This window comes from Lactobacillus helsingborgensis (genome assembly GCF_003173695.1).
Lineage (GTDB): Bacteria > Bacillota > Bacilli > Lactobacillales > Lactobacillaceae > Lactobacillus > Lactobacillus helsingborgensis.
The window spans coordinates 1540617-1554149 of sequence record NZ_CP029544.1 but is presented as its reverse complement, the minus strand read 5'-3'; the positions used below and the strand labels follow the sequence as shown (position 1 = coordinate 1554149).

Annotated in this window: 13 protein-coding genes; 8 read left to right on the top strand and 5 right to left on the bottom strand. The window is 36.7% G+C overall.

From position 1 onward, the window contains the following. Positions 1 to 86: 86 nt before the first annotated feature. Positions 87 to 1892, bottom strand: a complete 1806-nt coding sequence (pepF, locus tag DLD54_RS07455; protein WP_109918779.1) for an oligoendopeptidase F — start codon at positions 1890 to 1892, stop codon at positions 87 to 89. Positions 1893 to 2041: 149 nt separating this feature from the next. On the opposite strand from pepF, the gene DLD54_RS07450 reads away from it, so the two are divergent. From DLD54_RS07450 to DLD54_RS07430, 5 genes are all read left to right on the top strand, one after another. Continuing rightward, positions 2042 to 3223: an LCP family protein gene (locus DLD54_RS07450; protein WP_109918778.1), complete on the top strand. Its 1182-nt coding sequence runs from the start codon at positions 2042 to 2044 to the stop codon at positions 3221 to 3223. Positions 3224 to 3252: 29 nt separating this feature from the next. Then, positions 3253 to 3612 carry a hypothetical protein gene (locus tag DLD54_RS07445; RefSeq protein WP_038524162.1) on the top strand — a complete coding sequence of 120 codons (360 nt, stop codon included), beginning with the start codon at positions 3253 to 3255 and terminating at the stop codon, positions 3610 to 3612. Between the two features lie 106 nt (positions 3613 to 3718). After that, positions 3719 to 5266, top strand: a complete 1548-nt coding sequence (locus DLD54_RS07440; RefSeq protein WP_109918777.1) for an ABC-F family ATP-binding cassette domain-containing protein — start codon at positions 3719 to 3721, stop codon at positions 5264 to 5266. Between the two features lie 9 nt (positions 5267 to 5275). Next, a complete protein-coding gene (locus tag DLD54_RS07435) occupies positions 5276 to 6055 on the top strand; it encodes a threonine/serine exporter family protein (RefSeq protein WP_046327609.1) in 780 nt (259 codons plus the stop codon). Positions 6056 to 6057: 2 nt separating this feature from the next. Further along, entirely contained in the window at positions 6058 to 6534 is a 477-nt protein-coding gene (locus DLD54_RS07430; protein WP_046327608.1) for a threonine/serine exporter family protein, read from the top strand. A gap of 175 nt (positions 6535 to 6709) precedes the next feature. Here DLD54_RS07430 and DLD54_RS07425 read toward each other — a convergent pair whose 3' ends face one another. Together DLD54_RS07425 and DLD54_RS07420 are read right to left on the bottom strand one after the other, a co-directional pair. After that, positions 6710 to 7420, bottom strand: coding sequence for a C39 family peptidase (locus DLD54_RS07425; protein ID WP_046327607.1), 711 nt, complete (start codon positions 7418 to 7420; stop codon positions 6710 to 6712). A gap of 99 nt (positions 7421 to 7519) precedes the next feature. Next, positions 7520 to 9097: a multicopper oxidase family protein gene (locus DLD54_RS07420; protein WP_109918776.1), complete on the bottom strand. Its 1578-nt coding sequence runs from the start codon at positions 9095 to 9097 to the stop codon at positions 7520 to 7522. 360 nt (positions 9098 to 9457) lie between these two features. Here DLD54_RS07420 and DLD54_RS07415 point away from each other — a divergent pair, with 360 nt between their 5' ends. Both DLD54_RS07415 and DLD54_RS07410 read left to right on the top strand, forming a co-directional pair. Further along, positions 9458 to 10024, top strand: coding sequence for a hypothetical protein (locus tag DLD54_RS07415; RefSeq protein ID WP_109918775.1), 567 nt, complete (start codon positions 9458 to 9460; stop codon positions 10022 to 10024). A 130-nt stretch (positions 10025 to 10154) separates the two neighbouring features. Then, on the top strand, positions 10155 to 10775 hold the full coding sequence (locus DLD54_RS07410) for an LVIS_2131 family protein (RefSeq protein ID WP_038524142.1): 621 nt from the start codon (positions 10155 to 10157) through the stop codon (positions 10773 to 10775). 100 nt (positions 10776 to 10875) lie between these two features. Here the strand turns inward: DLD54_RS07410 and DLD54_RS07405 are convergent, their stop codons facing one another. Further along, the gene (locus tag DLD54_RS07405; RefSeq protein WP_109918774.1) at positions 10876 to 12381 is read right to left on the bottom strand and encodes an O-antigen ligase family protein; all 1506 of its coding nucleotides are present in this window, start codon (positions 12379 to 12381) and stop codon (positions 10876 to 10878) included. Between the two features lie 107 nt (positions 12382 to 12488). Next, on the bottom strand, positions 12489 to 12803 hold the full coding sequence (locus DLD54_RS07400; protein ID WP_109918773.1) for a DUF2187 domain-containing protein: 315 nt from the start codon (positions 12801 to 12803) through the stop codon (positions 12489 to 12491). Between the two features lie 94 nt (positions 12804 to 12897). Here DLD54_RS07400 and DLD54_RS07395 point away from each other — a divergent pair, with 94 nt between their 5' ends. Then, positions 12898 to 13443: a guanylate kinase gene (locus tag DLD54_RS07395; protein WP_109918772.1), complete on the top strand. Its 546-nt coding sequence runs from the start codon at positions 12898 to 12900 to the stop codon at positions 13441 to 13443. Positions 13444 to 13533 lie beyond the last annotated feature (90 nt).

Sequence of the window (13533 nt, the reverse complement as noted above, 5' to 3'; positions counted from 1 at the left end):
TGAATGAGTCAGAAGTGGGTTTTTTGATGTAAGAAATTATAATTTTACATACTTGTTATATTATTTGTTGTTAAAAGTTGCAAGTATTAACTGAAATTATTTTGAACAATTTCCTTAAATTCAGCTAAGCGCTTGGCAAAAGTGGCAAATGCTTCTTCCAAATATTCAGGTTGAGTCATGTCAACGCCTGCTTTTTTCATGATTTCAACCGGATAGTCACTTGAACCAGATTTTAAAAAGTTAATGTAAGCTGTCGTTTGTTCTTCGGTGCCATGAACAACGTTATTAGCCAAAGCTGTAGCTGCAGCAAAACCTGTAGCATACTGGTAGACATAGAAATTGTAGTAAAAGTGCGGGATTCTGGTCCACTCTTTGGCAATTTCTCCGCCCGGTTCAACGCAATCGCCATAGTAGCGCTGGTTAAGTTCACCATAGCATTTATTTAGCCGGTCAGCAGTTAAAGGTTCACCCTGAGCATCCATTTCGTGTATTTTTTGTTCAAATTCGGCGAATTGAGCTTGTCTGAATAAAGTCCCTTTAAATGAATCTAAGTAGTAATTAAGAACGAATGCACGTGTTTTAGGATCTTTTACATGGGCTAAAAAGTATTCGGTCAGGATGTTTTCGTTAGTAGTTGAGGCAATTTCGGCAACAAATATAGGATAATTACCATAAACGTAAGGCTGATTTTGTCTCGTATACATACTGTGAACTGAATGTCCCGTTTCGTGTACTAAAGTATACAGAGAATCAATATTATCCTCCCAGTTAAGGAGTTCGTAAGCGTCCGTATCATAGCAGCCACCAGAATAAGCCCCTGTAACTTTATTTTTTGATTCAACGACATCAATTACCCGATTATTGAAAATATAGTCTACCTGTTTTAAATAATCTGCTCCAAGTGGTTGCAACGCTTTTTGCGCTTCCGCTTTGGCTGAGTCAAATGTATAGCTTAAAGATGGTTTGCCTGTCAGGGGCACATAGATGTCCCACATTTGCAGGTCTTTTAAACCTAAAATTTGTTTACGCAGAGCCACATATTCATGTAGTAAGTCTATATGCTTGTTTACCTCTGCAATTAAGGTATCGTAAACAGCTGCCGGTACATTGTTTTCGTTAATCGCGCAATCGCGGGCTGATTTATAATGATGAACGCGCGCATAATAGTTATGCTTTTTGACTACTCCAGAAAGAGTGGCCGCCAATGAGTTTTGGTATTGACCGTATGTGGCATACATGGCGTCAAAAGCTTCCTTGCGGATAGTTCTGTTTTGCGATTGGATTAGTAAGGAATATAATCCTTCCGATAATTGCACCATTTCGCCGTCATCATTTTGCGTATAACCAAATTCCATATCCGAATTAGTCAGCACATTATAGGTGTTTTCAGAAGCAGACATTGCATCTCCAGCATCGGCAACTAATTTTTCTTCTTGAGCAGATAAAGTATATGGCCGCATTCTGGTAATCTGATCCAATAAATGATTGTAATCAGCTAGTCTTGGTTCTTCGCGTTTAAAGGCGGTTAATTTTTCAGGAGAAAGACTTAAAATTGCGGGAGCCATAAAAGCGGTAGCGGCATCAAATTGATTACCTAGTCCTTGTACTTGAGAAACTAAACCTAAATAGTGGGCATCTTTGGTATCGACATCACTGGACAAACTGGCATAAGTATAAACTTTTTCCAAGTGGCGAGTAACTGCAAATATTTGCGTAATCCCGTCATATAAAGAGGTTCCCGAAGTAGTAAAATTATCTTTGATAGTGCTTAAAGCTGGTATTTCTTTTTTAACACGTGTATATTCATCTTCCCAGTCTTCATCAGATTTGAATATTCTGGTTAAGTCCCATTTAAGATTCTCAGGGACGTCTTTTCTTTTAGGAATTGTCATATAAATTCTCCTTTTTTGATCTATTTAAGTAAATTATACTAAAGAATAAAAAATAAGATATTATTAATTATAAGTGATATTATTTTAATTCAAGTTTGAAAGTGATAAAAATATAACATGGAAAACTACGAAAGGGATTAAATAGAGTAATGAATTCAAACTCAAAACGCAGAGAGGACTATCATAAAAAGCGTTCTTCTCTGAATCTTCATCGTAATCTTGCTTTAGCAGCACCGTCTAAGGTTTTTAAAGGTAGTGTTTGTGCCCGAATAGTTGGTATTTTATTGGTTCTATGTGTCAGCTTTGGTTTAGCTTGGGTAGCTCATATGTATTTTGCTTTACATAGCGCAATAGATGGTAATGGTGGCAATTATGCCACTTCTGCTAGAATTGCCAACAAGCAGCCGATTTCCGTTTTGATTCTTGGTGTCGATCAGGGACTAGAGGGTCGCCACGATAAAGGCAATTCGGACACTATTATTTTAGCTACTGCCAATCCTAGTAAGAATAAAGCGACAATGACTTCTATTCCTCGTGATACCCTTGCTAACATTTTAGGTGATCCGGGAAATAAGTACAACATGTTTCGGGTTAATTCAGCTTATGGCGTTGGCGGCAGCTCTGCTTCTATGAGAACAGTTTCTGCTTTAATTGGCGTACCAATTCATTATTATGTTGAAGTTAATATGAAGGCGTTAAAGAGCTTGGTTAATGCGGTTGGTGGAGTCGACGTTAAAGTACCATTTAGTTTTTCTTATGATTGGTGCGATTTTCATAAAGGAAAACAACATTTAAACGGGCGTCACGCAGTTGCTTATGTCAGAATGCGTCATGATGATCCTCGAGGTGATTATGGTAGACAAATGCGCCAGAGGCAAGTCATTACAGCGGTCGTTCATAAGGCAATTTCTGTTGACTCAATTGCTAATTACCGTAAACTAGTTAATATTTTTTCTAAGTATGTCAAAACAAACCTGACTTTCAATGACATGTTGGCTCTAGCGCTCACTTACCGTGGCTGCTCTGAAAACATTGCTAGCGGTTATATTCAAGGTCACGATGCCTGGATCAATGGTTCTTCCATTCAAGTTGCCTCTACTCAGCAATTACAAAAGGCATCTGACAAGATACGTGCCAATCTTGACTTGGAAAAGAAAGTATTGGATAATGATGAAACGAAGCTCAACAAGCTAAACGAGCAAAATAACCATATTAAATGGAAGGACCCTAATCCGTTTACGAATTATCAAATTTATCATTCAGTAGTAACTGATGAAACAAATAACAATTCTACGGGAAATACTGGTGGCAATAATACTACTGGTCAATAGTTATTTCTTAAAGAAGGAGGAAAATAAACATGCGTAAGCAATCGACGTTTTTAATTGCTTATGGGACAATATCAGCACTTATTGCGTTTATTGCCGTAATATTCATTTGCTTACGCACGTTGCACTGGAATCTGTCAATCTCTATTTTGGTTGCAAGCGTATTTGCCTTATTTTTCTTTATTCTTTCATGGTTTCGGGGACATGCTTCTGCTGAAATCAAACGGATTACACGTGAATTTCATTTAACTAATGAAGATTTAGCTAATATTACTGGAATGAAAGCAAGCGACTTTCCAATTTACAATAATAAACTGCAATTAATTTTGCCTAAGCGTTATTGGCCTAAAATATTGGATGCTCTGCAGAAATATGAACAAGAAAGAAAGTAAAAGATGGGTAAATCGCCCATCTTTTTTAATTTGCGCGCATATAGGGCAATAGTAGGTTAGCTATAATACAAGTGAGATATTTTAAATAAACCAAGGGAGATGTAGGATGAGTTTACTCACAGTTAAAAATTTGGGACAGGGCTTTGAAGACAAGACATTATACGAAAACAGCAGTTTTGTTCTCAATAAAGAAGATCACATGGGAGTTACTGGTCAAAACGGTGTTGGTAAATCTACCTTGATTAAAATTTTAACTGGCGAAATACTTCCTGACGAAGGACAGGTAAAATGGCAAAATAAGGTAACGGTTGGCTATCTTGATCAATATGCTAAATTAAAGCAGGGTGTAACTATCCGCCAATTTTTACGCAGAGCTTTTGCACAACTTTATCATAAAGAGAAAGAGCTTAATTCTTTATATGAAAAATATGCGGTAACTGGTGATGATTCTTTGCTTGAAAAGGCAGGCAAAGTACAGACTTTCTTGGAAGAAAATGATTTTTACGGCATAGACACTGAAATAGAGCGTGTTGCTGCTGGATTGGGGTTAGCAGAACTAGGATATGACCATGATGTCAGTGAGCTTTCTGGTGGTCAAAGGTCGAAAATTATTCTGGCTAAGTTATTATTACAAAAGCCGGAAGTTTTACTTTTAGACGAACCTACCAATTACCTAGATGTTTCTCATATAGATTGGCTAGTTGATTATCTCAATGACTTCACTGGTGCTTTTATTGTTGTGAGTCATGATTATGATTTTTTAGGTAGGATTGCGAATTGTATTATTGATATCGATCTGGGGACAATCACACGTTATACTGGCTCGCTTAAGCAGGCAATGCGCCAAAAAGAGGCTAACCGTGAGACATACATGAAAGCCTATAGCAACCAGCAGCGCAAAATTGCTAAAACCGAGGCATATATCCGTAAAAATAAGGCAGGTACCCGTTCTAAAAGTGCAAAATCGCGTGCAAGACAGCTTGCTAAAATGGAAGTGTTAACCCCGCCTAAAGGAAACCATAAGCCTCACTTTACGTTTCCTTATGTTGCGACAGCTGCTAATTTACTTTTGCAGACACAAGATTTAGTAATCGGTTATGATCATGCTCTTGTCAAAGAGGCGTTTAACTTTTCAGTGGGCGGCAATGAAAAAGTTGCTATTACTGGTTTTAATGGTATTGGTAAGACGACTTTGTTAAAAACTTTACTTGATCAAATTGATCCGATATTTGGTACATTTAAATTATCTGAAACCGCCAAAATTGCTTATTTTAAGCAGGATTTGACCTGGCCTAATAATAATATGACGCCGCTGCAATATTTACAGGAAAATTTTAACCGCATCAAGCCTAAGGAATTAAGAGGTGCTTTAGCAAGGTTGGGAGTTAGCGCCCAGCAAGCTATGAGTCCCTTAAAAAAATTATCTGGAGGAGAGCAGGAAAAGGTAAAATTAGCTAAAATGCAGTTTGAACCTGCTAATTTATTATTTTTAGATGAGCCCACCAATCATTTGGACCGTGATTCTAAAGATGCCTTGCGACAAGCGATTGTCAAATTCCCAGGAGGAGTTATTATCGTTAGCCATGAACGCGACTTTTTCCAGGGCAATTGGATTGATAAAACTATTGATATTGAAACTATGAATAAAATTTGAGGTAACAAGATGGATGCTACTAAACGAGGTGAGACCTTTTATCAAGATTTGCTTGATACCTGCCTAACCGCTGGAGAATTAATGATTGAGGGCGGCAGTGAAATGTACCGGGTCGAAGATACAATGATGCGAATTGCTAAGAGCGCGGGTGAGCCTGACCCACGTGTGTTTGTCGTACCTACCGGTGTTTTTATGAGCTTAGATCACGGCAATTATTGTCAAACTCTATTAGTTCATGAACGCAATATCAATCTTGAGCTGGTTGATCGGATTAATTCTTTATCACGGGCATTTGCTGAACAAAAAATCACCTTGCAGGAAGTTAAACGCGAAGTTAATAATATAGCCAGTGGTGGTTTTCCTACTTTTCCTGTCTGGTTGCAGACTATTGGGGCAGCAATTTTGAGTGCTACTCTCATGGTTATGTTTATGAATAATTATGACTGGATTGACTTTCCGGCGGCCGCAATAGTTGGTGCAACCGGTTTTATTTCTTTTTATTATTTTAAACGATTTACGAATGTTAAATTCTTGTCTGAATTGGTGGCAGCGGTAATTATGACAGTGTTAGCGGCAGGGTTAGTCCATATCTTTCCGCAAATGATCATCGACCATATTTTAACGGGAGCGCTAATGCCGCTAGTTCCTGGCTTAGCCTTAACGAATGCACTACGGGATTTATTTAAAGGTGATATTCTTTCGGGTATGGTCAAAATTTGTGAAGCCCTTTTAACTGCATTTGCACTAGGTGGCGGCGTCGGTATTGTTTTAAAATTTTTGGGAGCATAAAAATGTCATTTGGAATTGAATTATTAATTAATATTGCATTTGCCTATTTAGCTTCCGCGGGATTTGCTTTGACAATCAATGTACCCCGGCGCGTAATTAATCTTGCCGGTATCAGTGGTGTCACCAGTTGGATAATTTACTGGTTGGCGATGCGCGCTTCGATGGGCCGCCTTTTGTCAAATCTGCTAGGCTCATTTGCTATTGGTATTTTAGGCATAGTTTTTGCGCGAATGAAAAAATGCCCAGCTACAGTTTTTTACATTCCCGCGATTGTTCCTCTTGTACCGGGAGTTCCTGCTTATCAAGCAGTACGTGAATTGACTTCAGGCAATCTTAGGGGCGCTAATGATGCGGTTTTGCGTGTAATAATTGTAACCGGCTCAATAGCTTTGGGCATGCTTTTGTCCAGTATGTGTGTCGAAATCTTTTTTAGGATAAAAAAATTTTACAAAAACAAATCAAATAAGTATAATAATTAATGCGAGTCGACAAAAACGCGAGATGCGTATTTGTATGAGGACACCCGTCTTAAGTGGCAGGCACGGGAAGTGCTGGTGGTTGACCAACCTGATGTGAACAGAAGTAGTCACCTATTATTTTATTAATGGGCCTCGATTTAAAAAGAGCAGATTCTTAATTGAATCTGCTCTTTTTTTACTCTAAATATAAGGCTTGCTTTCCTTGTTGATTAAAACTTCTTTCCAAGTTTTTCCACGGAATTGCTTTATTTTTATGACCAAAAGGATCATTTACGTAAACAATACGTGCTTTTTTATCAAAGCCCGTGATGACACAAGCATGCGAAGAAGGAGTGACGTGTACTTCCCCTTGAGCTGTTTGCCAAGTTTGCATGTCGCCTACATGGTTAAAATTGGTCGTTGTAATGATTAAAACTGGATGACCATCAGAGACTAATTTTATTACTTGGATAAAGTCATGGTTAGTGAAATTTCTAATGCGGTTTGTATATTTAAGTCCAACTTGTTCTAAAGGTTCATTATAAACACACCAGCCTGCATTTGCCTGACTCATATAACCAACAAAACCCACATGAGGATTACCGCGGTACTTGCCATTATCAGTGTATGAAGACACGTGTTTAATGTTTTCTGAGAGGTCAAGTTTATTAACTTTAATACCATAGTAACGCAAAAGCATCGATAAAGAGGTAACTTCACAGCCATTAGGCAGGTCAGGATATTGATTCTCTAACGGTACGTCTAATTTTTGAGTAGACTTTAATGTTAACCAATCATAGCGGTCTTTAAAACCAGACGAGTTACAGAAGGCAAAAACTAATCCGAGTAAGAAGACCCCAAAGAATAAAATCAAAATAGCTTTAAAGGAAAATCTGTTCTTTTTCATAAAGCTATTTAAACATAGGTTGATTGATAAAAGCAAAAAATCGCTCAAATTAATGAGCGACTTTGCTAAATTTTATTTTTTATTGAGTAAAAGTAGGGATTAATGATGAGTTGCGCTTGATAAAGCATCAAGACTATGATCTTCACCTTTAACTGCCATACCTTCAACGTCCATTCCTGGGCAGAAGACTTCGTCTTCAGGTACTCCTCTTTCTTCAGCAAATGCCTTAGTCAAAGTTTCCATATCCATCAAATGATATTTCTTGTCTGGGTGTTTTGGATCAACAATTTGAATTTGCGCCATCATACCGGCATCTTCGTGCTCGATAATGTGGCAGTGGTACATGAAGACACCAGTGTTTTGGAAGTAAACCTTTATGCGAACCGTTTCTTGAGGTGCTACTTCGATAGTGTCCTTGTATACGCCTCTTTCGTTTGGATATGGTTCTTTACCGTTACGTGATACAACCAGGAAGTGGGCACCATGAGTGTGGAATGGGTGCAACATGCCGTTAACCTTATCGTTAGTGTTAGTTACGTCCCAGTATTCAGCATTCATCAATTCCTGCTTCATATCAATTCTTTCCATTGAGAACAACTTACCGTTGATCATGTTGTGGTTATCCATAGTAACATGAGGAACTGGTGAGTTAGGGTTAACAACTGGATCGTATGGTTTGAACAATGTGTCAGGAATTACGCTGTCATCTTTTTCATAGCTGTGAATTCTAAACTCAACCAACTTGAAGTCGTCAGTGTAAAGGTTGACAACATCGCCTTCTTTGTAATTACTGAAATCAACAACTACTTGTTGACGCTCACCTGGTCCGATTAAGACTTTAGTTAATTTAACTGGGTGCTCCAAGAATGAGTCATCACCGGCGATTTGGGTCATTACCAAGTCATCGCTAAAGTGCAGACGCCATTCACGACGGTTAGAACCACCTAAGAAGAGCAAACGTACTTTTTGAGTAGTGACATCAACGTATGGACGGACAACACCATTGATAATTGGAGTGTCACCAAAGATACCCATTGCGTTGTAGTCTGCCTTGTAGTCAAATTGGTTATCTTCGTGGAAAATACGGTCTTGCAAAATAATTGGGAACTCGTCCTTACCGTAAGTCTTAGGAATTGGCAACTTAGCTTCGTTGGCGTCAGTAATGACGACGCCCATTGCTAGTCCCATCCAAACTTGCATAGCAGTTGATGGACATGGGTGAGCGTGAAGCCATGTTAAGGCTGCCGGTTGCTTAACAGTAAAGTCAATATGCTTTTCTTCACCTGGATAAACTGGTGAGTGGCAAGCACCATCATTACCAGGACCTTGAAGTTCCATACCATGCCAGTGGTATGTAGTTAATTCTGGCAAGCTGTTCTTCAAAGTTACGTGAACGTGTTGCCCTCTGGTCAAAACCATAGTTTTACCAAGAACTGGGAAGTTGTAGCCCCAGGTATGAGTCTTTTTACCTGGCAAAAATTGGAAGTCACCTTCCTGGGAATCAATTGTGAACCAAACATCATTGTTTTCTTGTTTATCAGGCTCTAATACTGGTGGAACAATTAAAGGTTGAGCTTCAACACCTTCAGGAATGTGAAGATCCTTGTATCCCATTTCGTGATTTTTATCAAAATCTTCGGAATTATAGAAATAATCTGTGTAAACTTTATCTGACATATTCGTCTACCTTTCAGTTAAAAAATTTAGTGAAAAATTTTTAGTTACATGTTAAATTTACTCTATGTGAAAACGCTTGTAAAGTAGATAAAGCCATGTTTTTAAAGTATTAATATAAAAAAGAGCTTTTTTAAGTTTGTGAAGAGCAAAATGTTATTTAATAATAGTAAGAATAGCGCGCAAGAAGTAGGATTTTAGTATTAAAAACAAGTTTTTAGTATTTTAAAGCAAATTTCACTAGTATAAATGTTTTTTAAAAAATATTTTTAAAAGAAATAAAATAAATTGTTTTTAAACGCAAATTTGAGTATCGTATATAAGACTGATAAAAATTAATAAGTTTAGATAAGGGTTTTTAATTTGAAAATTAACTTAACAGATTTAACTACAAAGATAGAACAAAAAGATTATATTGAGAATTTAGAAACTGTAAAATATGCTGATATCAGTAAGTCTAAAGCTAAAGTGCATGAATTGGCAGCAAAATTAGTTAAAGAAACTGCGGCCGCTCTTAAACATAATTCATTAAGTCATGTAGCTGTTGAAGTAACGGGGCAAAGGCCGCTTACTTTTGCATTAGAAAGCAATATTATTAATTTGCCCTATGCCAACTATAAAAAGATCGCCAACTTTTTTGAAGAGCAGAAAGAATACCCTGTTAACATCTATTTTGAAACTCAATCGGAATATTTAAATGCTTCGGGTTTTAGAATTGATCAAATCGCAACAGAAACTGATATTAAGCAAAAAGAAGATACCGTAATTGCTGAGTTGACAGACGTTATGCAGGAAAAAATTAAACAGGTTCGTGAATACCAAAAGCCAGCACCAGCCGCTAAAAAGAAAACAGTAACTAAAAAAAGAGCAACGACTAAAACGAGTTCAAATAAAACCAAAAAGGCAGCTAAAACTAAAGGTACTAACTAAAAGGATAATTTGCTCTAGTTAGTGTAGCTGTGATGGTTACAATATCTTTAATTTGTTAAACTATATAAGAACTCAACTATTCAAAGAATGCTTTTTACAATATAATGGAGAAAAGTGTAGGGGGTCCGTCATGATTAGCTGGAATCTACTTGGAGTTTTGTTATGGGTAGTTATTATTTTGTACCTGGTTTTTGTTGTGCAAAATATTCGCAAGCGTCGTATTACCATGATTATTAAAAAGCACAGACAGTTTAGCTGGCCTAATTTTTTAATTGATTTAATAGAAGTGGCAATTCTATTAGTAGGTATTGTTTGGCTGTTCGGTAAAACCATGTTAGATAACCCCGATCTTGATGATACCAGTAAGATTACCTCGAATATCACATACCAGCCAATCGTCATGAATACTGGTGAAGGTAATTCAAGTTATGTAACAATCAATTCTAAAAAGAAAAAAATTAGCACACAGACCTTTACATATTATCGACCAGGCAAAAAAATCAAAGTATCTAGTGACTTTGCCACTGTGGCTTACGGCAAAAGCCCGCTAGACTTAAATGCTGCCAGAATTCCTTATGACAAAAAACAATTAACTAAAATGGATCGTAAATATCAGCGCGCTTATGTTGCGATTTATACGGCTACTTATAAAAAAGTTTGGCAAAATGGAATAGGGATGCATGCCGGTCATAATGCCACACGGTACTACTTAATCAGGATACCTGATGCTTCTTTTATTAAGGAAAAATAAAAAACGTAAATGAAACTGCTGGGAATTTGGGAAAAGTTTGCACAACTATTGGTTTAAACAAACCATTGTGCAGCAATCCAGTTTCATTTACGCTTTTTTGTTATTCTTTTTTATTGACTTGTACTAATAGATTGCCTTCGATAAATGCCAAAATAAAGCTGGCAGTTAAAAAGTCGACTACGTTGCCAGATGAAAATGCAGCTAATAAGATAAAACCGCTGGAAACTATTAAAGAACTTACCAGGTATGTGCGTGCAGTTTTATATTTGAGCCACCTACATGCACTATAAAGCAATACCACAAGGTAAGGACCGACAAATAGCAGCATACCCAACCAGCCTAATGAATATATTTGTGCGGCAAAATCACGTTCTAAATTAAAAATATTGTTTTCTCTTATATAGGAAATACCGAAAAACTTGTCTAAAGGATTATTGTTTGTCTTCACAACCTGATTAAGCATGGCTTTTTCAATGTGACGGTTTTCCATGCGGGATTGACCGGGTTCACGAATGATTTTTAGCCAAAATTCAGGATCATATTGATAAGGATAGCTTTTTAAAACAAATTTTGGATTTAGTGCATATTCTTGATAATTTTGCTTAATAAAGGAGCGTAGAAATTTCGCTCTTTTTTCTCCTTTAGGATATTTTTTTAAACCAGCAGCTAATTCCTGCTTTTCATCTGTCAGGTCATGATCAGATTGCTGGGCTAAATAAATTTCGTAGTTATATCTTTGAATTGCAGGTCCAAAAGGCAAAATAACTAAAGAGCCTGCTTCAATTATAACGGCAACCAGAAAAGCCTTGCCTCCTTTTTCAACGTCCTTGATTAAAAACTTATGGATGGCAAAAACAATTACGCTGACGATTATTCCGCCAATTAAACCAATCGCTGCTACTTTGGTACCAATCTCAATCATTGCTAATGCCTGTACAATATTGAGTAGGACAGTAAGCCAATTAAATGAAGTAAAAAGGTAATAAAGCATCAGCGGCAGCAACATAAATAGTACTGCTGAAATCATATTGGTAAAATTAAAGAAGCCCTTAGACGCCATATGGGAATAACCAATATTGGGATTAAAAAACCATTCAAAAATATTGGCGCTAATGGTGCCAGTTTCATAGGATTTAAGCGAAATTATGAATAAATTAGATAAGACGATAGTCCCGGAAAAAAGTCCAGAAATACCTTCGATAACATGTTGCAGCTGCTTTTCTTTAAAGCCTAATTCATTAGTTAAATAAAGAACTGTTAATGGCAGCACCATTCTGATGAGGTAAAAGATTTCACCAGTTGGTGTGTAACCATAACCATTGGGACTAACACTGTTAAAGTGTTGCACATGTACTAAATGCAAAGCCGAGTATAGAATTAATAGCACTATATAAATCAGCAACCATTTTTGCCGTGATAATCTTTGCCAAGAATTTTTAGCACTAAAGTAAAGACAAACTAATGTAAAAACGGCTAGGATACGAATAATTGTTGGTAGAGTAAAGGGTAAAATATTGGCTAAAGTGCCATGGTAAAACCAATATAAGTCTAAAAATGGCTGGATTAGAATAAACCAGAATAAAACGGTTCTTGCTTTTTCTTTCACTTTTGTCTCCATATCATAAATATTTTCATGATTTAATTTTAGGCAAAAATAAGACAAAAAAAAAGAGCAGTGAACCATATTCACTGTTTCTTAATTAAAATTTGTTGCTAATCCTTTTTAGTGGCATCATTTGCAGCATCTTGATCAGATTTGGCAATTTTTTCTACCTTAACATCACTTTTAGCTAAAGCTTGAATTTCCTTGATTTTCTTTTTAGGAACACTCTTTAAATTCTTGAAGTTGACTACTATTTTATGATTAAGGTCGCTAACTGCAGTTTTGTCAGTAGGATCAAAATCAATAATTGATAGGAGAGCAGAATTTTCGTAAATTTTTTCGACTTTACCTAAAAAAGGCTTTGTTAGTTCTTCTTCAGACTTGGCGCTGAGAATGTCATCTGCTTTTACGTCTGCTTTTTTCATAATATTATTTACTTCCTCTCTCAACCATGTTTCATTATAATAGAAAGATATTATTATAAAAGTGAATTGTTTTCAAGTAAAGGAAGCTCGGGTTTTGCAAAAATTAATTTTAATTGCCGGTCCTAGTGGCGCTGGTAAAACGACTGTTTCAGAATATTTAGCGCAAAAGTTTGCTATTCCGCGTGTACTGACACATACTACTAGGCCAATTAGACCGGGTGAAATTCCCAATAAGTCATATCATTTTGAAAGCGAGGAGAGTTTTAGTCAGTTACATTTTTTTGAACATGTCCAATATGGTTCTTATCAATATGGTTCAAGTCAAGAAGCATTGACCAATGCCTGGGAACATCACGATATAGTGTCGCTTATAGTTGATATTAAAGGAGCAGCGTCATATTTAGCCGCAATTAGAGAACAAGTTTTCTTTTTATACATTACAACCAGTTCCCAAAGAATATTGGCAGAGCGTTTGCTTAAACGGGGTGACGATCCGAATAAAATTAAAGAACGTTTAAGTGGCAGTGAACTAAATACCTTACCTGATTCTTTAAAAGGAAGCGCGCACATACTGGTTAATGATGATTGGAATGAAACCAAAAACGAACTTGCAACAATAGTTCATAGCTTAAAAAAATAGCTAAGGGGAATTTAATTACACTTTGTAAAAAATATTTGTGTTTCAAAATATAATTCTTAACATTTTGTAGCTCGTTTGACACGAATGTGT

Excerpts from the sequence above, each read along its gene's own strand:
- DLD54_RS07425 (WP_046327607.1), bottom strand. The coding sequence starts at position 7,420 with ATGAAAAAGAACAGATTTTCCTTTAAAGCTATTTTGATTTTATTCTTT.
- DLD54_RS07440 (WP_109918777.1), top strand. The coding sequence starts at position 3,719 with ATGAGTTTACTCACAGTTAAAAATTTGGGACAGGGCTTTGAAGACAAG.
- DLD54_RS07450 (WP_109918778.1), top strand. The coding sequence starts at position 2,042 with ATGAATTCAAACTCAAAACGCAGAGAGGACTATCATAAAAAGCGTTCT.
- pepF (WP_109918779.1), bottom strand. The coding sequence starts at position 1,892 with ATGACAATTCCTAAAAGAAAAGACGTCCCTGAGAATCTTAAATGGGAC.
- DLD54_RS07420 (WP_109918776.1), bottom strand. The coding sequence starts at position 9,097 with ATGTCAGATAAAGTTTACACAGATTATTTCTATAATTCCGAAGATTTT.
- DLD54_RS07445 (WP_038524162.1), top strand. The coding sequence starts at position 3,253 with ATGCGTAAGCAATCGACGTTTTTAATTGCTTATGGGACAATATCAGCA.
- DLD54_RS07400 (WP_109918773.1), bottom strand. The coding sequence starts at position 12,803 with ATGAAAAAAGCAGACGTAAAAGCAGATGACATTCTCAGCGCCAAGTCT.
- DLD54_RS07435 (WP_046327609.1), top strand. The coding sequence starts at position 5,276 with ATGGATGCTACTAAACGAGGTGAGACCTTTTATCAAGATTTGCTTGAT.
- DLD54_RS07410 (WP_038524142.1), top strand. The coding sequence starts at position 10,155 with ATGATTAGCTGGAATCTACTTGGAGTTTTGTTATGGGTAGTTATTATT.
- DLD54_RS07430 (WP_046327608.1), top strand. The coding sequence starts at position 6,058 with ATGTCATTTGGAATTGAATTATTAATTAATATTGCATTTGCCTATTTA.